The 20890-nt window shown below is 71.4% G+C and carries 17 protein-coding genes; 10 read left to right on the top strand and 7 right to left on the bottom strand.

The features are described from left to right. Positions 1-12: 12 nt before the first annotated feature. Together OHA25_RS54455 and OHA25_RS54450 are read left to right on the top strand one after the other, a co-directional pair. A complete protein-coding gene (locus OHA25_RS54455) occupies positions 13-1566 on the top strand; it encodes a serine/threonine protein kinase (RefSeq protein WP_327584691.1) in 1554 nt (517 codons plus the stop codon). 109 nt (positions 1567-1675) lie between these two features. Then, on the top strand, positions 1676-3619 hold the full coding sequence (locus OHA25_RS54450; protein ID WP_327584690.1) for a protein kinase domain-containing protein: 1944 nt from the start codon (positions 1676-1678) through the stop codon (positions 3617-3619). Between the two features lie 33 nt (positions 3620-3652). Here OHA25_RS54450 and OHA25_RS54445 read toward each other — a convergent pair whose 3' ends face one another. Beyond that, positions 3653-4882 carry a Gfo/Idh/MocA family protein gene (locus tag OHA25_RS54445; RefSeq protein WP_327584689.1) on the bottom strand — a complete coding sequence of 410 codons (1230 nt, stop codon included), beginning with the start codon at positions 4880-4882 and terminating at the stop codon, positions 3653-3655. A gap of 109 nt (positions 4883-4991) precedes the next feature. On the opposite strand from OHA25_RS54445, the gene OHA25_RS54440 reads away from it, so the two are divergent. Further along, positions 4992-6089 (top strand): ROK family transcriptional regulator, encoded by a 1098-nt coding sequence (locus tag OHA25_RS54440; protein ID WP_327584688.1) that lies wholly within the window; start codon positions 4992-4994, stop codon positions 6087-6089. On the opposite strand, the gene OHA25_RS54435 is transcribed toward OHA25_RS54440, so the two are convergent. Continuing rightward, positions 6086-6607 carry a TetR/AcrR family transcriptional regulator gene (locus OHA25_RS54435; protein WP_305925156.1) on the bottom strand — a complete coding sequence of 174 codons (522 nt, stop codon included), beginning with the start codon at positions 6605-6607 and terminating at the stop codon, positions 6086-6088. The two genes, OHA25_RS54440 and OHA25_RS54435, sit on opposite strands and share 4 nt — an antisense overlap. A 98-nt stretch (positions 6608-6705) precedes the next feature. Here OHA25_RS54435 and OHA25_RS54430 point away from each other — a divergent pair, with 98 nt between their 5' ends. After that, the gene (locus tag OHA25_RS54430; protein ID WP_327584687.1) at positions 6706-8925 is read left to right on the top strand and encodes an MMPL family transporter; all 2220 of its coding nucleotides are present in this window, start codon (positions 6706-6708) and stop codon (positions 8923-8925) included. Positions 8926-8986: 61 nt separating this feature from the next. Here OHA25_RS54430 and OHA25_RS54425 read toward each other — a convergent pair whose 3' ends face one another. After that, a complete protein-coding gene (locus tag OHA25_RS54425) occupies positions 8987-9418 on the bottom strand; it encodes a hypothetical protein (RefSeq protein ID WP_327584686.1) in 432 nt (143 codons plus the stop codon). A 65-nt stretch (positions 9419-9483) separates the two neighbouring features. Between OHA25_RS54425 and OHA25_RS54420 the strand changes: the two genes are divergently transcribed. Continuing rightward, positions 9484-10086: a TetR/AcrR family transcriptional regulator gene (locus tag OHA25_RS54420; protein ID WP_327584685.1), complete on the top strand. Its 603-nt coding sequence runs from the start codon at positions 9484-9486 to the stop codon at positions 10084-10086. Between the two features lie 29 nt (positions 10087-10115). On the opposite strand, the gene OHA25_RS54415 is transcribed toward OHA25_RS54420, so the two are convergent. Beyond that, the gene (locus tag OHA25_RS54415; RefSeq protein ID WP_327584684.1) at positions 10116-10250 is read right to left on the bottom strand and encodes a hypothetical protein; all 135 of its coding nucleotides are present in this window, start codon (positions 10248-10250) and stop codon (positions 10116-10118) included. Between the two features lie 467 nt (positions 10251-10717). Between OHA25_RS54415 and OHA25_RS54410 the strand changes: the two genes are divergently transcribed. Then, the gene (locus tag OHA25_RS54410) at positions 10718-11185 is read left to right on the top strand and encodes a response regulator transcription factor (protein ID WP_327584683.1); all 468 of its coding nucleotides are present in this window, start codon (positions 10718-10720) and stop codon (positions 11183-11185) included. 120 nt (positions 11186-11305) lie between these two features. On the opposite strand, the gene OHA25_RS54405 is transcribed toward OHA25_RS54410, so the two are convergent. Then, positions 11306-11797, bottom strand: a complete 492-nt coding sequence (locus OHA25_RS54405) for a cupin domain-containing protein (protein WP_327584682.1) — start codon at positions 11795-11797, stop codon at positions 11306-11308. 15 nt (positions 11798-11812) lie between these two features. Further along, complete coding sequence (locus tag OHA25_RS54400) at positions 11813-12901, bottom strand: alcohol dehydrogenase catalytic domain-containing protein (protein WP_327584681.1); 1089 nt, start codon at positions 12899-12901, stop codon at positions 11813-11815. A gap of 129 nt (positions 12902-13030) precedes the next feature. Here OHA25_RS54400 and OHA25_RS54395 point away from each other — a divergent pair, with 129 nt between their 5' ends. From OHA25_RS54395 to OHA25_RS54385, 3 genes are read left to right on the top strand one after another with little or no spacing between them, the layout of a single operon-like run. Further along, complete coding sequence (locus OHA25_RS54395) at positions 13031-14281, top strand: ABC transporter substrate-binding protein (protein ID WP_327584680.1); 1251 nt, start codon at positions 13031-13033, stop codon at positions 14279-14281. Then, positions 14278-17028 (top strand): ABC transporter permease subunit, encoded by a 2751-nt coding sequence (locus tag OHA25_RS54390; protein ID WP_327584679.1) that lies wholly within the window; start codon positions 14278-14280, stop codon positions 17026-17028. Before OHA25_RS54395 ends, OHA25_RS54390 begins: the two co-directional genes overlap by 4 nt. Positions 17029-17030: 2 nt before the next feature. Beyond that, on the top strand, positions 17031-17771 hold the full coding sequence (locus tag OHA25_RS54385; RefSeq protein WP_327584678.1) for an ABC transporter ATP-binding protein: 741 nt from the start codon (positions 17031-17033) through the stop codon (positions 17769-17771). On the opposite strand, the gene OHA25_RS54380 is transcribed toward OHA25_RS54385, so the two are convergent. Further along, positions 17759-18499, bottom strand: a complete 741-nt coding sequence (locus OHA25_RS54380; RefSeq protein WP_327584677.1) for a dienelactone hydrolase family protein — start codon at positions 18497-18499, stop codon at positions 17759-17761. The two genes, OHA25_RS54385 and OHA25_RS54380, sit on opposite strands and share 13 nt — an antisense overlap. Before the next feature lie 406 nt (positions 18500-18905). On the opposite strand from OHA25_RS54380, the gene OHA25_RS54375 reads away from it, so the two are divergent. After that, positions 18906-20885, top strand: coding sequence for an ATP-binding protein (locus tag OHA25_RS54375; RefSeq protein WP_327584676.1), 1980 nt, complete (start codon positions 18906-18908; stop codon positions 20883-20885). Positions 20886-20890 lie beyond the last annotated feature (5 nt).

Below are 20890 nucleotides of genomic sequence, written 5' to 3'. Positions count from 1 at the left end.
TAATGCCGAAATATGTCCGAGCTACGAACCGATGACCCACGTCAGCTTGGGGCGTACCGGTTGTCGCGCAGGCTCGGTCAGGGCGGCCAGGGCGTCGTCTACCTCGGCCATTCGCCGCAGGGGGCGCAGGTCGCGATCAAGCTGCTGCACGCCAGCCTGTCCGGTGACCCCGACATGCGCCGCCGATTCCTGGGAGAGGTGGAGGCGGTGCGGCGGGTGGCCGCGTTCTGCACGGCCCAGCTGCTCGACGCCGACCTCGAAGGAGACCGGCCCTATCTGGTCAGCGAGTACGTCGAGGGGCCGTCGCTCCAGCAACACGTGCTCGCCAAGGGGCCGCGGCAGGGCGGATCCCTGGAACGCCTGGCCATCGGCACCGCCACCGCGCTCGGCGCCATCCACCGGGCCGGCGTCGTGCACCGGGACTTCAAGCCGGGCAACGTGCTGCTCGGGCTCGACGGGCCGCGGGTGATCGATTTCGGGGTGTCCCGGCTGGTCACCACCACTACCGCGACCACCAGTCAGATCCCCGTCGGGACGCCGGCGTACCTGCCGCCCGAGCGCATCAAGGGCGAGTCCGCCGGGCCGGCCGCCGACCTGTGGGCGTGGGGGCTGACCGTCGCGTACACCGCGACCGGGCGGCACTCGTACATGGCGGACACCTATCAGGAGGTCCTGGCCAGGATCCTGTACGGGAAGCCGCACCTGGGGCCGCTGAGCGGGCGGCTGCGCGAGATCGTGGAGGCGTGCCTGGCGCCCGAGCCGGGGGACCGGCCGGACGCCGAGGAAGTGCTGCGGTGGTTGCTGGGGCAGGACGCGGCAGGCGAGGACGTGCTGTCGTCGGGCGCGATGGCCGCCCTCCCGCGCTCCACCCCTACGCTCCCGGCCTCCGGCCCCGCGCCCGAGGCTTCCGGTTCCGGACCGGCGCCCGCAGCCTCCGGCACCGGACCGGCGCCCGCGGCCTCAGGCACCGGACCGGCGTCCGCGGCCTCAGGCACCGGACACGTGTCCACAGCCTCCGGCACCGGGCTGTCCGCGGCCGTTGGCTCGGTGACGGGCGGGCTGGGCGCGGGGGTCACCACCACAGGGGGATCGGTCACGGACCCCGATCCGACCACCAGCTTCCCCGCGGTCGCCCGCACCTCGCCGCAGCCGGAGCGCCCCCGTCGGCGGCCCCGCGCCTGGCAGTTGGGGGTGGCGGCGGCAGGGCTGGCCATGGGGGTGGCCGGCTTCGTGTTCTGGCTGCGCGCCGCGCAGGGCCCCGGGCTGGAGGGCACGTGGACGGGCTCGGCCGAGCACTTCACCGCCCAGCGGGTCTTCCCCGTCGAGCTGCGCCTGGGCGACGACGGCGGGGCCATGCGATGGGGGGCCGACCTGCACTGCTCCGGGCGGCTGGGGCGGACGGGGACCGGGATGGTCTTCGCGCTCGATCAGGTCGTGGGCGAGGAATGTTATCCGGGCACGTTGCGCATGTTCCCGACGTCGTACGCCGACCAGATGGCCATCAAGGTGACACGCCAAGGTAAGGACGAAGTGACGTATTCGGGCACGGTCACCCGTACCTCTTGACCCGCTGTATCACGGTCAGGCCGCGATTGCCCTGAGCACCGTTGACTGGTGGCAATCCGTTGCTTTCAGTAGAGAGCAGAAGTGGGGTGGCGGCGAGGGGAGGCGCCCCGTGCCAACGGCACAGCCGCTCAGAACGGGGGACCCGCAGCGACTCGGAGAGTACGCGCTTTCCGGGCGTCTGGGCGAGGGTGGTCAAGGCGCGGTGTTCCTCGGTTCGCGGGGCGGGGAGACGTACGCGGTCAAGCTGCTGCACGGACCGGTGGGCGACGAGCGGGCGGCGTTCTTACGGGAAGTCGAGCTGGCCAAGCATGTGGCGAGGTTCTGCACGGCCCAGGTGATCGACGCCGGGTTCGACGAGGGCCGGCCGTACATCGTGAGCGAGTACGTCGACGGGCCGTCGCTGGCCAGGGAGGTCGCGCTGACCGGGCCGCGGCGCGGCGGGGCGCTGGAACGGCTGGCGGTCAGCACCGCGACCGCGATCACGGCCATCCACCGCGCCGGCATCGTCCATCGGGACTTCAAGCCCCAGAACGTGTTGCTCGGGCCGGACGGGCCGCGGGTGATCGACTTCGGCCTGGCCAGGGCGCTGGACGCGGCGGCCACGGTGAGCGGTAGGGGCGTGGGGACGCCTGCCTACATGGCGCCGGAGCAGATCACGGCGTCGGCCGTCACGGGCCAGGCGGATGTGTTCTCGTGGGGTGCGACGATGTGCTTCGCGGCCAACGCGACGGCGCCGTTCGGGCAGGACTCGGTGGCGCCGGTGCTGCACCGCATCCTGACCGCGCCGCCGGAGCTGGGGCTGCTGGAGGGGCGGCTGCGGCGGCTGGTGGAGTCCTGCCTGGACAAGGACGCCAGGAATCGGCCGACCAGCAGGGAGTTGCTGTTCGAGCTGCTGGGGGAGTCGGAGGAGTTGCCGGCCGAGGTGCTCGGCACGCCGCCGCCGCACATCCTGCGGCTCACCCCGCCCCTGGTCCCCGAGCCCCGGACTCCCGTCGCCGATCCGGAGGCCACCGGGCTGCCGGGAGGCTACTTGTTGCCGGGCCGGGCCACGGGCGCTCAGTCCTCGGACCCGGCGACGGCATCCGAGCCCGGCCCCGCGTCCGGGGCGGGCGACGACGGCGTGCGGACCGTTGACACGGAGGGCCATGACGGGAGGAGGTGGCCCGGGGCCGCCGTCGCCGTCTGCGCTGCCCTGCTGGTGACCGCCGCCGTGCTGTTCGCCCTGGTCGTCCCCAACCTGAACAAGAACGAGCCCGCCGCACAGGTGGCAAGGCCGGCCCCGCCCGCGCAATCGGAGCCCGCGCCGTCCACGCCCTCCGCCGAGAAGTCGTCCCCCGCCAAACCCAAGGAAACGCAGGAGGCCCGCAAGCCGCCTGTCGACTCCTCAGTGGCGCCGCCGGTGACGGTCCCCGTCCCTGAGCTGGCCGGCCTGGATCGTGCCAAGGCGATCAAAGCCATCAAACAGGCGGGACTGGTGGCCGGGACGGTGACCCAGGTCGACTCGCCACAGAAGATCGGCCAGGTGCTGAGCAGTAAACCCGCCTCCGGCTCGGCCGTGCCCAAGGGCAGCACTGTCACGCTCCAGGTGTCGGCGGGGCTGGCCGTGCCCTCCGTCGCCGGCCTTCAGCGCAGGGCCGCCGAGTCCGCCCTGACCGGTGCCGGCCTCGCCGTCGGCACCGTCACCCGTGCCTGCTCCGACCAGCCGAACGGGCAGGTGCTCAGCACGCAACCCCAGGCCGGAAAGCGGGTGGCAGGCGGCACCCCGGTCGCGCTCACGGTGGCTCGCAGAGGCGCCGCCGTACCGTCCGTCGTGGGCAAGAGCCGAGAGGAAGGGCAGGGCGCGCTGGCGGCGGCCGGGTTCCGGGCGCGGTTCCAAGGCCAGGTCGTGGAGGACGAGTCACGTGTGGGGATGATCCTCAGCCAGAGCGTCCCGCCAGGCACCTGCGCGGCGCCGGGAACCTCGGTGCTGATCGTCGTCGGGCTCCAGGGCCAGTCGGGCCCCGACCCCACGGAGCCGTCGGAAGGCCCGACCGGCGCCATCTCCGGCCAGTGACGGCCCTGCCGCGCAGCGTGATCGGGCGTGCCTTCATCGGGGGGTTCCTTCCAGGGATACGGTTTCGCCGTGCAGCCGCGACCTCTCGGCGGCCCAGGCGATGAGGTGGCTGTGCAGGCTCTCGGCCGGCGAGGAGAGAATCGGCGCGCGGTCTCTCGTGGCGACCGCGGTCAGGAACGCCTCCACCAGTGCCTCGTCACCGCCCCCATGGCCGCCCCTGGCCGTCGCGTCCCCTGTGGGGCGGGTCTCGACGATCTCGGACCGGCCGGTGACGAAGTCGAAGACGTTCAGGCGGTCGCCGTCGCCCTCGATCCACCCTCGGGTGCCGAAGATCCGCGTCTGCCGGTGCAGCGACGGGGTGAAGGCCGTCATGGTGAACGACGCGGTCGCGCCGCCCTCGAACTCCATGTTCACCACCTGGTGGTCGACCACATCGTTGTCGCAGGCGTACACGCACCTGCCGTACGGGCCGGTCCTGAGCGCCGCCAGCACTCCCTCCTCGGTGACGTCGTCGGTGAGCACCGACAGCGGCCACACCGCGCGCCCGGTCAGCGGCAGGTAGATGCGCTTGGCGGAGTACGGGCAGCTGGGCTCGACCACGCAGTCCAGGCAGCGGTCGGCCGCGCCGGCGGGCCGGTTCTCGGGGCGGAAGTGCTGGAGCCCGCCGAACGAGGAGACGCGGGTGACCTGCTTGCCGGTCAGGTGGACCAGCCAGTCGAGGTCGTGGCAGGACTTGGCGAGCAGCATGAACGTGGATTCGTCCGTACGCCGCCAGCTGCCCCGCACGTACGAGTGCGCCTGGTGCCACCACCCGACCGGCTCCAGGTGCTGGATGCTGACGATCTCGCCGATCCGGCCGGCGTCGAGCAGCGCCTTCAACGCCCGCGTGTACGGCGTGTAGCGCAGCACGTGGCAGACCGCGAAGACCGCGCCGGACCGCTCGGCGGCCACCACGATCGCCCGGCAGTCGTCCTCGGAGACCGCCATCGGCTTCTCCAGCAGGATGTCGTAGCCGAGCTCGGCGAAGCGGACCGCGGGCTCGACGTGGTCGCGGTCCTGGGTGGCGATGATCACCGCGTCCGCCTGGCGGGGCAGCGCGGCCAGCTCGCGCCAGTCCGCGTAGTGCGTTGCCTTGGGGAACCGTTCGCGTCGGCTGTCCAGCGGATCGGCCACGGCGACCACGCGCGCCCGGCCGGTGCCGACGGCGTGGCGGGCGTAGCCGGTCCCCCGAGAGCCCGCGCCGACCACGGCGAGAGTCACCATTGCGCCTCCACTTATGTAACCAATTCACGTATGTCGGTCGATGCTAGGATCCTGGCTGATAGACGTCAATGGACAGCTATGAGGCAGTTATGAGAAAGGGTCTCATAAGTTGACCGAGCTCCGGCCGGGTGACGCGTCGCTGCTGCGCAAGGTGAACACCCAGGTCACGCTCAGGGCCCTGCGGCGCGAGGGCGTGGCCACGCTGACGCAGCTCGGCCGCGTCACCGGGCTGTCCAGGCAGACGGTGGAGGCGGTGCTCGACGAGCTGAGCGAGCGCGGCTTCGTCAAGGAGGTGCCGCCCGACGAGGGCGTGATGGGGCGGCCCGCGCGGCGGTTCGGGTTCCGGGCGGACGCCGGCTACGTGGTGGGCGTGGAGGTCGGCGGCGACGGCATCGTCGCGGCGCTGGCCGATCTCAGTGGCGAGGTGATCGCCTGGCAGCGGGCCGGCGTCTCCGGTGACGCCGCCGCGCACGAGCGGCTGGAGGTGGCCCGGCGCACGGCGCTGACGTGCGTGGACAGCGCGGGCGTGGCACGCAAGCACGTGTGGGCGGTGGCGGCGGGGACTTCGGGCATCGTGGACCGCACCGGCCGGGTGTCACTGTCGATCACGTTGCCCGGCTGGACCGGGGTGGACCTGGCGGGGCTGGCCGGGCGCTGGTTCGGCGGCACCGCGCTGGCCGCCAACGACGCCAACCTCGCGGCGCTGGCCGAGCACTGGCGCGGCAGCGCGCAGCATGCCTCCGACGTCGTGTATGTGCTGATCGGCCACCGGGCGGGCGCCGGCATCCTGATCGGCGGCCGCCTGCATCCCGGGCGCAGCGGGGCGGCGGGCGAGATCGGCACGCTGCGCCAGGTCGGGTGGGAGGACGCCGCCCGCGAGCTGGTCAAGGACGCCTCGGCGGCGGAGGTGTTCGAGGCGGCGCTGCGGGGCGAGCGGGACGCCGTGCGCCGGGTGGACCGCTACGCGGAGAATCTCGCGATCGGCGCCTCGGCGCTCGTCCTGGCCATCGATCCCGACCTGCTGGTGCTCGGCGGCGGCTACTCGCGCGCCGGCGACGTGCTGCTAGAACCGCTCCGTCGGCACCTGGCCGAGCTGTGCGTGAGCGCGCCCGAGGTGGTCGCGTCCACCTTCGGGGACGAAGGGGTGGCCCTGGGCGCGGTACGCCTCGCGCTCGACCACGTAGAGCGGGAGATCCTCGGTCTTTAGAAGGCGCGGCAGGACTCCAGGAGCACGGCGCGCACCTGGTCCTCGGGCAGGTCCATGGTCTTGACCACGCCCCACAGCAGCGCGCCGAGCAGCGCCCAGCTCTTGAGCCGGACGTCCGGGCCGGGATCGTCGCCCACGAGCTTGGCGTGGATCTCGTCCCTGAACGTCCTGACCGTATCCCGCTTCGAGCCCGGCGAGACGGAGTCGTCGGCGGACAGGTCCTCCATGAACAGGCGGATCACCGAGCGGTAGCGCACCGCGAACGAGACCAGGGCCTCGACGAAGTCGTCCCGGGTCGCGTGGTCGGCGCCGAGGAGCTGGAGCATGTCGTCCGCCGCCGGCGAGAGCAGCTCGGCGGCCAGGCGGTCCTTCGGGTGGAAGTGGTAGGCGACGGCGGTCTTGGTCAGGCCGACGGCGGCGGCGATGTCGGCCAGGGACGTGGCCGCGTAGCCGCGCTCGGCGAACAGCTCTCTGGCCGCGGCCAGGATGCGGCTGCGGGTGTCGTCGGCTGTGGTCATCGTCTCATTTTCCCGCCGGGTACGCGTTCCGTAACATACCCGGCTTATCGTATGTCCTGTACGACCGTACAGGACGGCCGTCGAGTGGGGGCTGAGCGATGACGCGGTTGCTGGGACGGCTGGGCGGCTGGTGCGCGCGGAACGGCAAGATCGTACTGGCGTTATGGGTGATCGCGGCCGCCGCGCTGATGGGCGCCAACCTCGCCTTCAGTAGCCCCACCAGCAACGACGCGAGCATCCCCGGCACCGACGCGCAGCGTGCGCACGACCTGATGAAGGAGGGCTTCGGCCCCGGTTACGCGCAGGGTGGCACGGTCCAGCTGCTGGTGTACTCCGCCGACGGCCCCCTCACCGAGGAAAAGCGTCAGCAGGCGGTGGAGCGCTCCATCGACAGCCTGCGGACGATGGACCACGTCGTGCAGGTCGACACGCCGTTCCGCAGGGGCGGCATCGCCTCCAACCTGCAGATCGGCCTCATCACCATCCGTATGGAGGGCCACGACCCGGACAAGCTCTCCGAGACCACGCAGGCGCTGTCGAAGGCCGCCGATCCGGCCAGGGCCGCCGGGATGGAGGTGGTGCCCGCCGACGCCTCGAGCCCCGCGGACAAGGAGATCAAGACCGGGCCCAGCGAGATCATCGGCGTGGTCTGCGCGCTGCTGGTGCTGGTGTTCGCCTTCGGGACGCTGGTGGCCGCGATGATCCCGATCTTCGCCGCGCTGGTCAGCGTGGCGTCGGGGCTCGGCGTGATCGGGCTGCTCGGCTGGATCGTGGACATGCCCAAGCAGGCCGGGATCATGGCCACCATGATCGGGCTCGGAGTCGGCATCGACTACGCGTTGTTCCTGCTGTCGCGCCATCGCCGCCTGCTGGCCCAAGGGGTGCCGGTCGTGGAGTCGGTACGGCGTATCGTGGCGAGCTCGGGCGGCGCGGTCGTCTTCGCCGGCGGCACCGTGATCATCGCGTTGAGCGCGCTCATGCTGGCCGGTTTCCCGCTGCTGGCCACGCTCGGCTGGGTGACCGGCATCTCCGTCGTCGCCGCCGTGCTGACCTCGATCACGCTCGTCCCGGCCCTGCTCGGGCTGCTCGGTCACCGCGTCAACGCGCTCAAGGTGCCGCTCCTGCGCGGCGGCGGCTCCTCCGGCACGGGCTGGGCCGCGCTGGGGGCGTGGGTGGCGCGCCGCCCCTGGGGGACGCTGCTGGCCAGCGTCGCCGTGCTGGGCGCGCTGGCCGCCCCGGCGCTCGGGCTCAAGCTGGGCCCGCTCGACGAGGGGTATGCTGCCCAGGGCTCGGACTCCCGGCGCGCGTACGAGCTCATGGCCACCGGCTTCGGCCCCGGCGCCAACGGCGGGCTGATCGTGGTCGCCGAGCTGCCGTCGACGGTCGAGAGCGCCAAGGACCCGCTCGTGGCGGAGATCGCCCGCGAGGTGAAGGCCGTCGACGGGGTCGCGCACGTGGCCGACCCCAAGGTCAACACCTCCGGCCGCGCGGTCCTGCTGCAGACCGTCACGGACTACGCCCCCAGCGACAGCCGGGCCGCCGGCGTCGTCAGGGACATCAGGGCCATCACGCTGCCCGGCGTCGACGTGCACGTCGGCGGGAAGGTCGCCGGGCTCACCGACGCGGGCGATCGCATGGCCGAGCGCACCCCGCTGGTCATCGGCGTGGTGGTGCTGCTCAGCGCCCTGCTCCTGCTGCTGGCCTTCCGCGCGCCGGTCGTCGCGATCAAGTCCGCGGTGATGAACTTGGTCTCACTCGGGGCCGCGTTCGGTTCGCTGGCGCTGGTGTTCTCGTTCGGGCTCGGCAGCGGGCTCGTGGGCATGGACCCGCCGGCGGACGCCTCCTACCTGCAGACGATCTTCTTCTCCGTGCCGGTCGAGAGTTATGTGCCGCTGCTGCTGTTCGCGGTGTTGTTCGGGCTGTCGATGGACTACGAGGTGTTCCTGCTGACGGCGGTGCGGCAGGCGTACGCGCGGCATGGGGACAACGCGCGGGCGGTGGCGGAAGGGCTCGGCTCGACGGGCCGGGTGATCACCTCCGCCGCGCTGATCATGGTGGCCGTGTTCGTGGCGTTCATCGCCTACCCGGACGCCATGGTGAAGACGTTCGGGGTGGGGCTGGCGGTGGCCATCGCGGTGGACGCCACGATCATCCGCGGATTCCTGGTGCCCGCCACGATGGTGATCCTCGGGCGCTGGAACTGGTGGTGCCCGCGCTGGCTGGACCGGCTCCTGCCGAACCTGTCCGTGGAGGGGCACGAGGAGGAGGAGGACGAGCCGGTCGCCGAGCGCCGGGAGCCCGTCGGGGCGGGCGTCTAGGGCCGGTACGGACTGCCCGTACGAAACCGCCACATCACCGCGTTGAACTGCCGCCGGAGATTCAGTCCAGCAGGGCCAGTTCCGCCCCGCACCGACAATATCTGGCCGGTGAGCGGACAGGCCGCCCCGGCCAGGTAGGTGGCAACAGGCGCACAGGCGGCTGGGTGCAGCGGGTCGAAACGGCCCGCCGGTGCGACCCCGGCGTTGCCTGCCGCGTAGGAGACCTGCGCGGGCAGCGGGTTGAGCAGTCCCAGTCGGCGACGCTGTCGGTGCGGGCCACGGCCTGCCCGCCGCGGGCAGTGATGTCCTCGGCGACCTTCGCGGCCACGCCGGCGTCGCCGCCCGTGCCGTCGATGGCGACGCCGGGGTCGTTGACGACGACTTTGGCGCCTTCGGCGGCGAAGAACAACGCCTCCTCGCGCCCAATGCCGCGCCCTGCTCCGGTGATGAGGACGACGCGTCCGTCCAGACTTCCCATGTGATCGTCCCTCATTGGCTGCAGTCTATGTAGCGATTCATAGTATGCATAAATTCGGAAGATGAAATAGACTGCCCTGCGTGGTGGAGAAACACGGATTGCGGGAGCGTAAGAAGCAGCGCACCCGGCAGGCACTGATCGAGGCGGCGATTCGCCTGTTCGAGGACAAGGGCTACGACCAGGTGACCGTGGCTGAGATCGCCGACGCCGCGGAGGTGTCGCCCCGCACCTTCTTCCTCCATTTTCAGGCCAAGGAGGACGCGCTCCTGGCCAACGCCGACGTGCGCGTCGACCTGGCGCTGCAGGCGATCGCCGAGCGCCGCCCCGAGGAACGGCTGCCCGACGTGCTGGTGCGGGCGATGGATCTGATGATCGCCAACACCTGGGTCAGCGACCTCCCCAGCGGACTCGCGGCACTTCGGGCACGGCTGACGGCCTCGGTGCCGGCGCTGCAGGCCCGGCTGCTGCAGCGATACCTCACCGCGCAGACCGAACTGGCCCAGGCACTGCATCGGGCATTCCCCGACAGGCTCGACACGATCACCGCCTCCGCCCTGGTCGGCGCGATGGTGGGCGCGGTCAGCGCATCCGCACTGACCGCGCTGCAGCGCGGCGACGGACCCGACGAGGTACGGAACGCCATGCGGCAGGCCATGGCCTTGGTGGCGCAATCCGTCACCTGACCGCGTCCATCCCAGCCAGATTGGCTCGGTCAGTCCTCCTCCTCTCCGTCGTCGTGGCCGCAGGCGGGTGAGCGCCGTTGCGTCAGCTCGGCCCAGATCGTCCAGGAGTACCGGGCCGAGGGACGTCTAGGACGCATGCCCCAGGCCATGACGATCTTCACCATCGCGCAGCTCCTCAACGGACACCACCGCTCCGCGCGCGCCACGGTGGCCGCGGGTCTGGCCCTGGCCGCCGACGTCGGCCAGCCGCAGTGGGGCAGCTACCTGGCGGGCGTGCACGCCTGGCTGTCCGCGGTCGCCGGCGCGCAGGAGGAATGCGCGGCGATGGCCGCGCAAGCCATCCGCGACGCCGGCCACCGACGGTGGATGCCGGGATACTGCTGGGCCGAGTACGCCCTCGCGGCACTGGAATTCGGGCAGGGCCGCTACGAAGCGATACCCGACCGGGTGGACCGCGCCATGTCCGGTCCCACCCGCCATGCCTTCCCGTGGCGGTATTCCTGGCCCGACTACATCGAGGCCGCCGTCCGGATCGGGGATCCGCAGCGTGCCCGGGACCAGCTCCGTCGCTACACGGAGTGGGCCGAGGCCACAGGTCAGGCCAGGCCGCTTGCCGTCCTGCATCGGGTCCGTGCGCTGCTGGCCCAAGGGCAGCGCGGCCGTGGGCCTGTACGAGCGGGCGCTGACCCTGCACGGCGAGGGGGAGCAGCCCTTCGACGAGGCACGCACCCGCCTCGTCTACGGGGAGTGGCTGCGCCGAACCAGGCGGCGCGCCGAGGCGCGCGGCCAGCTCCAGGCCGCCATGGACGCCTTCGACCGGCTCGGCGCGACCCCGTGGGCTGCCCGCGCCGCCGCCGAACTGCGCGCCACCGGACTCTCCCAGCCGGATCGCTCTGGTGCCGGAGATCCGCTGGACGTGCTGACCCCGCAGGAGCTCCAAGTGGTCCGGCTGGCCGTCACCGGCGCCTCCAACCGCGAGATCGGCGCGCACCTCTTCCTGAGCCCGCGCACGGTCGCCTCCCACCTGTACAAGGCCTTCCCGAAGCTGGGCGTCTCCTCCCGCGCCGAGCTGGCGCGGCTCAGACTCGGCGATAGATAAGAAGCGCGCTTCGGGCCTCGCCCACCCAGCGGCAGGCGAGGCTCGATGGCAGGCCGGGACCCAGCCGACGGCTCCGTTGGTCGCGTTGTGGCCGTGGTGCCACAGGGTGCTGGCGGGCGATCACACCATGTACTGGTCGTGACGCAGGTACACGTCGGTCCACTCTTCAGGGGTGAGCTGGCGGCCGGTGGCCACGATGTCGGCGAGCTCCTCGAAGTAGGCCTCACGGGGCGCGCCCGGGGTGAAGAGGATCAGCATCGACGCGGGCTCGCCGGATTCGTTGCGGAAGGCGTGCACGCCGCCCTCCGGCACGAAAAGGAAGTCACCCGGCTTGCCGTCGGCCCACTTGTCGCCGTTGAAGAGGCGGATGGTGCCGGACAGCACGTAGAACGACTCGGTCATCGTCCGGTGGAAGTGCGCACCGGGGCCGGACGGGGCCCCGCCCATCTCCCACCGGTACAGGCCGAACGCGCCGTTGGTCGAGCCGCCTGTGCCGAGGTAGTGCACCTGCGTCCCAGTGCCAATTTTCAGGTCAGGCGGCCTGTTGGCCGCATGGAAGACGCCGCTGTGCTCGCCGGTTTCAGCCAGGTATCGGGGCTCGGGATAGGACATGTCGGCAGGATAGCGTCAGAACGTGATCACGGTGCGGGCGACGGTGCCCTGACGGACGTGGGCGACGGCCTCGTTGATCTGGTCGAGCGGGAGGCGTTCGGAGATGAGGCCGTCGAGGTCCAGGCGGCCCCTCAGGTATTGACCGGCCAGCATGGGCAGGTCGCGATGCGGCGCGGCGTCGCCGCCCTGGGTGCCCATGACGCGGCGGGAGGCGAACAGCAGGCCCGGGTCGAGCTCCAGTGGCTGCCCCGCCGGCGGGCTGCCGACCATGACCGTGGTGCCGCCCGGCTGGGTCGCCGCGAACGCCTGCGCCAGCACGCCGGGAACTCCCGTCGCGTCGAAGGCGTAGTCGACGCCGCCCGTCACCAGCTCGGCCACCTGCTTGGGCAGGTCCCCGGCGAGCAGGGTCGCGGTGGCGCCGAACTGCAGCGCCAGCTTGAGCTTGGGCTCGGCCACGTCGGCCGCGATGATCGTGGTCGCGCCCGCGAGCACCGCACCCTGGATGACGTTGAGTCCCACCCCGCCGCAGCCGACGACGAGGACGGAGGCGCCGGGCGGGACCTGGGCGACGTTCAAGACGGCGCCGACGCCTGTCACGACGCCGCAGGCCAGCAGGCATCCGGCGGCGAACGGCACACTCTTGCGCAGCCGCACGCACATGGCCTCGCTCACGACCGCGTACTCGGCGAACGAGCCGATGCCGATGAAGCGCCGCGTCTCCTGGCCGTCGAGGGTGATCCTGGGCAGGCCGCCCATGATGGTGGGCAGGCGGGCGGGACCCGAGCAGAGGTGGAAGCGGCCGGCGCCGCACGGGCGGCAGCGGCCGCAGGGACCGTTCATCGAGATGATGACGTGATCCCCGGGCGTGACGGAGGTGACGCCCGCGCCGACGCTCTCCACCACGCCCGAGCTCTCGTGTCCGAGGATGAACGGCAGCCTGCTCACCACTGGGCTCTTGCCGTCGATGGCCTTGAGGTCGGAGCCGCACACACCGGACGCCTTGATCTGCACGCGGACCTCGCCGGGTCCAGGATCGGCGATCTCCACCTCGCGAATCTCCATGGGCGAGTGGAACCCGGTCAGCACCGCCGCGCGCATCAGCATGCGCCACACGGTAACCCCGGTGCCGAATTGTAAGCAAGCGATTGCTAGGTAGCCCGTTGACGCCCCTTCTGGGCGAATTTACGCTTGGCGGAAAACCAAGCGAGCGCTAGGCCAAATCGCGAGGCAATCATGATCGTACGGCGGGGTGGGGCGGCGGCGCTCACGGTGGCGCTGCTCGTCACCGGGTGCGCGGCCCAGCAGAAGGCCGCGACTCAGCAGGAGGGTGCGGCCGTGCCAGGCGTGACCGGCACGACGATCAAGGTCGGCGGCGTGCTGACCAAGACCAGTGCCAGCGGCTATTCGACCAAGGACGCCGAGATCGGCGCCAAGGCCAGGTTCGAGCGGGCCAACGCCGAGGGCGGTGTGCACGGACGGAAGATCGAGTTCCTCGGCGCCGAGGACGACGGGCAGGACGCGGCCAAGGGCGACGCGGCGGCCAAGAAGCTCGTGCAGAAGGACCAGGTGTTCGCCCTGGTCCCGGTGCACGCGCCCAACTTCGGCGGCGCCGCCTTCCTGGAGCAGCAGGGCGTGCCGTGGTTCGGCTGGGCGACGGGGCCGCAGTGGTGCGGCACCAAGACCGGCTTCGGCTACAACGGCTGCCTGGCGCCCAAGCAGGGTGCCGGATCGCAGACCTGGTGGGGCCGCCAGATGGCCGACCTGCTCGGCGGCGCCGAAGGAAAGAGCGTCTATGTGCAGACCAGCGACTCCAGCGGCAGCAAGTACGGCGGCACGACGATCTCCCAGTCGTTCACCGCGGCCGGCTTCAAGCTGGCCGGTGTGAACTCCGGCCTCCCGGCCGCCGCCCCGCCACCCGACTGGCTTCCGTACGTCAACAAGATCATGACTTCCAACGGCGGCAAGGCGCCTGACGTCGTGGTCTCGGTGATCGCCGGCACCAAGTTCAACGTCGGCCTGTACTCGGCGCTCAAACGGGCCGGCTACAAGGGCGTGCTCACGGACGCGACCAGCTACGACGCCGCTATCCTCAAGGACCCGGCGAGCGCGCAGGCGCTGGAGGGCGTGATCGCGGCGCCGATGTTCGAGCCCTTCGAGTCGAGCGCGCCGGAGATCGCGCAGCTCAAGCAGGACGTCGAGAAGGTCGCCCCCGGCACGGTGCTCACCCAGCACCTGGCGATCGGCTACTGGGCCGCCGACATCTTCCTCGACATGCTCGACAAGACCGGCAAGGACCTGACCAGGGAGAAGTTCCTGGCCACCGGCAACGGCTCGTACGCCTACGAGAACGCCGGCTTCGGCAGGATCCAATATCCCAAGGATCACAGCGAGCCGAACGGCTGCGGCGCCCTGGTCAAGCTGGAGAACGGCGCCTTCCAGGTGGCCAAGAGCATGAAGTGCTTCGACAACGTGCCGCTCAAATGATCCTTGGCTATGTGCTCAGCGGCCTGGTCACCGGCGCCATCTTCGCGATCATGGGGTCGGGCCTGACGCTCTCGTACGCCGCGACCGGGGTGTTCAACTTCGCCCAGGGCGCGCTCGGTTTCCTGTCCGCCCTGCTGTTCTACGAGCTCACCACGGCCGCCGGGCTGCCCGCCTGGTTGTCGGCTCTGATAGCGGTGGTGCTGTTCGCGCCCGCGCTCGGGTACGTGCTGCACAAGTCCATGTTCCGCGGGCTCGCCCAGGCGGGGGAGACGGCGCAGATCGTCGCCACGATCGGGCTGACGATCGCGCTGCCCGCGCTGGGCCTGCTGGTCGTGGACCTGACCGGGCTGCCGCCCGCGGACGCGACCTCGCTGCCACGCGGCGTCGGGCCGCACCCGGCCGTGGCGTTCGATGTGCCCTTCGGCATCCAGAGCGTGCGCCTGGACACCGACCAGCTCATCACGTTCGCCTTCTCGGCGGTGGCCGCGGCCGGGTTGTGGGCGTTCATGCGGCACACCCCGTACGGGCTGCGCATGCGGGCCTCGGTCGACCGCCGCCGCCTGGCCACGCTGCGGGGCATCGACGCCGACGCCACCTCGGCGCTGGCCTGGATGCTCGGCTCAGGGCTCGCAGGGTTGGCCGGGGTGCTGGCGGTGTCGGTGCTGGGGCTGGACGCGACGGCGTACACGGTGTTGTTGTTCGCCTCGGCCACGGCCGCGGTGTTCGGGCGGCTGCGGTCGATCCCCTGGACGTTCGCCGCCGGGCTGGCGCTCGGCGTGGTCCAGAACCTGGTCGCCGGCTACACCGACTTCCTGGAGGAGGTCACCGGGCTGCGTACCGCTGTGCCGGTGATCCTGCTGTTCGCCGGGCTCGTGCTGCTGAACAGGTCACGCGAGCGGGTCGCGGGCAGCGCGGCCGAGGACGCCCCGCCCCCCGACCACCTGGCCGGGCTGCCACCGTGGCGGCGGCGCCTGCCCTGGGCGGTGAGCCTGGTCATCCTGGTGGGCTTCACCTTCCTGGCGCCGGAGTACTACGTGGGGATCGCCGCGCAGGGGCTCGTGCTTGCGCTGATCTTCTGCTCGTTCGTGGTGGTGACCGGGATCGGCGGCATGGTCAACCTGGCGCAGGCGGCCTTCGCCTCGATGGCGGCGCTGACCTGCGGATGGGCGTTCTCCTCCGGGCTGCCGTTCTTCGCGGCGATCCTGCTGGGCGTGCTGGCGGCGGCCGCCGTCGGCATGCTGGTGGCGCTGCCCGCACTGCGGATGGGCGGGCGGGTGCTGACGCTCGCCACGCTGGCCCTGGCGCTGCTGGCCGACCAGGTGTTGTTCCAGGTGGACGCGTTCAGCAACGGGACCATCGGGTGGCCGCTGCCCGCACTCGGCTTCGGCTTCGCCGACACCTCCGACCCGCGCGTGCTGGTGGTGGTGCTGCTCGTGCTCATCGGGCTCGTGGCGCTGCTGGTGCGGAACCTGGAGCGGTCCGCGTCCGGGCGGGCCATCCTGGCCGTGCGGTCGGCACCGGCCGCCGCGACGACGTCCGGGTTGTCCGCGCCGCGTACCAAGATCATGCTGTTCGTGCTGGCGTCGGCGATCGCCGGTCTCGGCGGGGTGTTGTTCGCGGTCGCGAAGGGCTCGATCACCGCCACCGACCTGCCGGCCTTCGCCGGCTTCGTGTGGCTGGCCGTGGTGGTGCTGCAGGGGGTGCGCCGGATCGGCGGCGCGGTGCTCGGCGGGCTCATCGCGGTCGTCACGCCCGAGCTGCTGTCCACCTGGGGCTTGTCCGCGCACGTCGGGGCCATCCTGTTCGGGCTCGGCGGCATGATCCTCGCCAAGCACCCCGACGGGGTGCTCGCCCAGATGGCCGAGCTCCGCCACCGCCGCCGTACGAAGGCCACCGCCGCCCGCCCTCGCACGGAAGCCGCGGTCTCAGCGGCGGCCGATGGTGCGGCCGCGGTCTCAGCGGCGGTCGACGGCACGGCGGTGGTCCCAGCGGTGGCCGACGGCACGGCGGTGGTCCCAGCGGTGGCCGACGGCGCGACGTCAGTCCCGGTGGCGGCCGGTGGCGCGCGGTCGTTGCTCGTGCTGGACGGCGTCGTCGCCGGATACCAGGACTGCACCGTGCTGCGTGGCGTGGATCTGGCCGTCCGCCCCGGCGAGGTCGTGGCGCTGCTCGGCGCCAACGGCGCGGGCAAGTCCACCACCTGCGCGGCCGCCGCCGGCGACCTGCCGATCGCCGCCGGCCGGATCCTGCTGGACGGTGAGGACGTCACCGCCTGGCCCGCCCACCGCAGGGCCCGCGTCGGCATCCTGCTGGCCCCTGAAGGACGCGGCGTGTTCCCGGGACTCACCGTGGAGGAGAACCTCCGGACCTGGCTGCCCGACCCCGAACCGGTCTATGACCGGCTGCCGCAGCTGGCCGAACGCCGCGGCGTGCTCGCCGGCGCCCTGTCCGGCGGCGAGCAGCAACTGCTCACCCTCGCCCCGGCGCTGGTGCGGCCACCCCGCGTCCTGATCGCGGACGAGCCGTCGCTCGGGCTGGCGCCGCTGGTGGTGCGGCAGATCTTCGAGGTGTTCGCCGAGCTGCGCGAGCGCGGGGTGGCGCTGCTGCTGGTCGAGGAGAAGGCCACGGAGGCCCTCGCCCTCGCCGACCGGGTGGCGTTCATGCAGCTGGGCAGGGTCACGTGGGCCGGGCCCCGCTCCGAGGTGGACAGCGAAAGGCTGGCCGCCGCTTACCTGGGGGTGCGATGACCATGCTGGCCGTTGACGGTGTGTCGGTGGCGTTCGGCGGGGTCAGGGCGCTCGATCAGGTGTCGTTCGAGGTCGCCGCCGGGCAGGTCTGCGGCGTCATCGGGCCGAACGGGGCGGGCAAGACCACGCTCTTCGACGTGGTGTCCGGGCTGCGCAGGCCGAGCGCGGGGCGGGTCAGCGTGGCGGGCCGGGACGTCACCAGGATGTCGCCGGTCAAGCGGGCCAGAGCCGGGCTGCGCCGCACGTTCCAGCGCACCCAGGTGTTCGGCCGGCTCACCGTCGCCGACAACGTGCTGGCCGCGCTCGACTGGCACGGCGGCGGTGGCGGGCTCGCCGCCGACCTGGTCGGCTGGCCGGGCCGGCGGCGGCACGAGCGCGAGCGGCGCGAGCGCGTGAGCGAGGTGCTGCGGCTCTGCGCACTCGACGGGCTGCGCGACGCGTACGCCGCCGCGCTCCCGGTCGGGCAGCGCCGGCTCGTCGAGCTGGCCAGGGCCCTCGCCGACCGGCCCAGGCTGCTCCTGCTCGACGAGCCCACCTCCGGACTCGACGCCGGTCAGACCACCCGCCTGGGCGCGGTCGTCAGGTCGCTGAACACGACCGTGCTGCTGGTCGAGCATGACATGGGCTTCGTCATGGACACCTGCGACCGGATCGTCGTGCTCGACCTCGGCAAGGTGATCGCCACCGGCACGCCGGCCGAGATCAGGGAGAACCCGGTCGTCCGGGCCGCCTACTTGGGCTGAGCGTGGCGCTCGGTGAACGACAGGATCTGGCGCCAGGCGTCCTGGCACGCCTCCGCCCACTCGGCGTACGAGCGGTCGAAGAACGAATGCGGGGCGCCATCGTAAATGTGGGTCTCGTGCTCGGTGCCGACCCGGTCCAGCGCGGCCGTGAACGCGTCGAACTCCGCCGGCGTCGACGCCGTGTCCGCCCCGCCCCTGAGCAGCAGGATGGGCGCGCCCGGACCGGTCGGGGTCTCCTGGATCGCCCGGAGGGCGCCGTAGAAGCCGATGCCGCCGGCCAGGCCGTTGCCCTCGAAAGCCTGCCGCCACGACTGGGCGCCGCCCATGCAGAAGCCCACCGTGAAGACCGGCCCGTCCAGCGCCTCAGTGGCCGCGCGCACGTCCGCCCTGACCTGGTCGCTGCTCAGCTGCTTGACGTGGGTCATGTAGTCGAAGTCGTCGCCGCGGTCGCCGAGGCCCGCCGTACGGCCGAAGTAGTCGATCGCGATCGTACGGAACCCCGCCTCGGCGAACCGCACCGCCAGGTCCTTGTAGAACGGGTGCAATCCGCGTACGTCAGGCATGATGACCACGCTGCGCCCGTTCCACTCGGCGGGCTCGGCCCGGTAGGCGAGGAAACGGTTGCCGTCGGCGGCGGTCAGCTCTATCTGCTCATGTGAGGCCACCTCGCCCTGGATCGGCGGTGCTGGCGGCCTGCTGTCGGTGGAATGGCACATGCTGGTCAGCATGCCCACGGCGCTCCCGAATACCCGCGCTCCAGCCTTGAACCCCGGCCCTTGGCGAGCCCTCGCCTGATCCACTTTTCACCGTGGACGGAATGCGGATTCATCAGATGAACGATTCGCGCATTGAGCGGATTGATTTCGCGTTTTACGGCGGGGGTGAAGGTGCCTTTCGTGGTTTCGGGAGAAAAAAGGCGAAGAGCCATGGTGCGTGCTGGTGAACCATCCACAGGTTCGTATAGTCAAACAAGGACCATGGAGAAATCCGACCAGCGCGTCCGAGTGTTCGGACCGGCACTCAACAGCATCATCGACCGGGTGTTCGGAGAGGGGTTAGGAAATGTCATCGGGGAGTAGCAATAAGTCGGCATTGCTGGGATCGCGCCTGCAAGCAGCGCGCGAGAGGGTGTTCGTGGGGCGGGAGGAAGAGCTCGCGGTTTTCCATGCGGCGTTGTACGGCGGCGGCTGCAGCGTTCTGTACGTGCACGGTCCCGGCGGTATCGGCAAGTCGGCCTTGCTGCGGCGGTTCGCGCACGAGGCCACGCTGGCCGGGCGGCCGGTGTCCACGGTCGACGGGCGCACGCTGGAGCCGTCGCCGGCGGCGTTCGAGGCCGAGGCCGAGCTGGTGCTTCGTGATGCGGACGCGGTGCTGCTGGTCGACGGCTTCGAACGCATTCAGGGCTTGGAGGGATGGCTGCGCGAGCGGTTCCTGCCGCGGGTGCCCATGGGGGCGCTGGTGGTGATCGCGGGGCGATACCCGCCGGATATGCGCTGGCAGGCGGATCCGGGATGGGCGGGGACGCTGGAGGTGTTGCCGCTGCGCGACCTGCGGGCCGAGGACGCGCAGGCCTTGATGGACTCCTGCGGGGTGACGGCCGAGCTGCGCGAGCCGCTGCTGGCCTTCGCCGGCGGTCATCCGCTGGCGCTGCTGCTGGGGGCGGCCGTGGCGGTGAAGGACGGCGGGGCCAGCAGGCGGTGGGTGCCGCATCAGGACGTGGTGGCCACGTTGCTGGATCAGCTGGTGGGCGAGTTGCCTTCGGCGGCGCATCGGCATGCTCTGGAGATCTGCGCACACGCGTACATGACCACCGAAGACCTGCTGCGGGCGGCCTTGCCGCAGGACGCCGGGGCGTTGTTCGGCTGGTTGCGGCGGTTGCCGTTCGTGGAGTCGAGCAGTCTCGGGCTGTTTCCGCATGACACGGTGCGGGAGCTGCTGGAGGCGGACCTGCGATGGCGCGATCCCGAGGGGTATGCGGTGATGCACGAGCGCATTCACGCTCATCTGGCGGAGAAGGTGCGCACGGCGAGCGATGTGGATGTGCTCGGTGCGGTGGCGGCACTGCTCTACCTCCATCGCGACGACCGGATGATGGCCGATTTCCAGTGCAGCCACGACGAGGGCGAGTTCCAGGAAGAGGCGTTGCGCCAGGAGGACGTCGGCACCTTGCTCCGGGTGGCGACGACGGCGGAGGGTGCGGTCTCCGCGGGCTGCGCCGCCTTCTGGGCGGAGCGTCAGCCGGAGGCGTTCCGGGTGTATCGACGGACCGAGACCGGCGAGCCCGTGGCTTTCTCCGCGTGGTTGCGTCTGACGGAGCTCGATGAGGAGGAGCTGGCGGCCGATCCCATCGTGGCCGAGGCGTGGGCGCATGCGCGTGCCACCACGCCGTTGCGGGCCGGCGAACATTTGGCGGTCAGCCGGCTCTGGGCGCTGCCGCCGTATTGCGGGAATTCGCCGGTGATGGATTTGATCCAGTGGCGGGTGATCGGCAATTGTTTGCGGTCCGAGCGGATGGCCTGGTCCTATATCGCGATCCGGCGTCCGAACCACGGGTGGGTGGAGCGTTTACGGCATTACGGGATGCGTGACATCTCCGCCCAGCCGCGGCTGGGGGACGACGCCTACACCTTGTTCGCTCACGACTGGCGCGCGGTGCCGGCGCAGGCGTGGCTGGAGCGGATGAACCGCCTGCTCGTCGCGGGTTCCGCCGACGGCCCGAGTGCCACGACGGCGGGACTCGCGGTGCTGTCCGAGGCGGAGTTCGCCGAGGCGGTGCGCACGGCGCTACGCCAGCTGTCACGGCTGGACGCGCTGGCCGCATCCCCCCTGACCCGCACCAGGCTGGTGGCCGAGCGGGCCGGGCAGGATCCGGCCACCGCACTGGGTGACCTGCTCCGCCAGGCGATCGAGGACCTGCGTGAGGATCCACGCGCGGTCAAGTTTCACCGGGTGCTGTCGGTCACGTTCCTGCGCGGCACGCCCACCCAGGAGCTGGCCGCCGAACACCTCGGCCTGCCTTTCACCACCTACCGCCGCCACCTGACATCCGGCATCAAACGTGTCTGCGCCGACCTGTGGCACCGGGAGCTGTATGGCGCCAACCCAGCGGCCTGAGGTGA

It is taken from the genome of Nonomuraea sp. NBC_00507 (assembly GCF_036013525.1).
Classification (GTDB): Bacteria; Actinomycetota; Actinomycetes; order Streptosporangiales; family Streptosporangiaceae; genus Nonomuraea.
This window is presented reverse-complemented; position numbering and strand designations above follow the sequence as displayed.

Excerpts from the sequence above, each read along its gene's own strand:
- OHA25_RS54425 (WP_327584686.1), bottom strand. The coding sequence starts at position 9,418 with ATGAGGGACGATCACATGGGAAGTCTGGACGGACGCGTCGTCCTCATC.
- OHA25_RS54385 (WP_327584678.1), top strand. The coding sequence starts at position 17,031 with ATGCTGGCCGTTGACGGTGTGTCGGTGGCGTTCGGCGGGGTCAGGGCG.
- OHA25_RS54395 (WP_327584680.1), top strand. The coding sequence starts at position 13,031 with ATGATCGTACGGCGGGGTGGGGCGGCGGCGCTCACGGTGGCGCTGCTC.
- OHA25_RS54405 (WP_327584682.1), bottom strand. The coding sequence starts at position 11,797 with ATGTCCTATCCCGAGCCCCGATACCTGGCTGAAACCGGCGAGCACAGC.
- OHA25_RS54435 (WP_305925156.1), bottom strand. The coding sequence starts at position 6,607 with ATGACCACAGCCGACGACACCCGCAGCCGCATCCTGGCCGCGGCCAGA.
- OHA25_RS54455 (WP_327584691.1), top strand. The coding sequence starts at position 13 with ATGTCCGAGCTACGAACCGATGACCCACGTCAGCTTGGGGCGTACCGG.
- OHA25_RS54380 (WP_327584677.1), bottom strand. The coding sequence starts at position 18,499 with ATGCTGACCAGCATGTGCCATTCCACCGACAGCAGGCCGCCAGCACCG.
- OHA25_RS54415 (WP_327584684.1), bottom strand. The coding sequence starts at position 10,250 with ATGGTGAAGATCGTCATGGCCTGGGGCATGCGTCCTAGACGTCCCTCG.
- OHA25_RS54430 (WP_327584687.1), top strand. The coding sequence starts at position 6,706 with ATGACGCGGTTGCTGGGACGGCTGGGCGGCTGGTGCGCGCGGAACGGC.
- OHA25_RS54445 (WP_327584689.1), bottom strand. The coding sequence starts at position 4,882 with ATGGTGACTCTCGCCGTGGTCGGCGCGGGCTCTCGGGGGACCGGCTAC.
- OHA25_RS54390 (WP_327584679.1), top strand. The coding sequence starts at position 14,278 with ATGATCCTTGGCTATGTGCTCAGCGGCCTGGTCACCGGCGCCATCTTC.
- OHA25_RS54400 (WP_327584681.1), bottom strand. The coding sequence starts at position 12,901 with ATGCTGATGCGCGCGGCGGTGCTGACCGGGTTCCACTCGCCCATGGAG.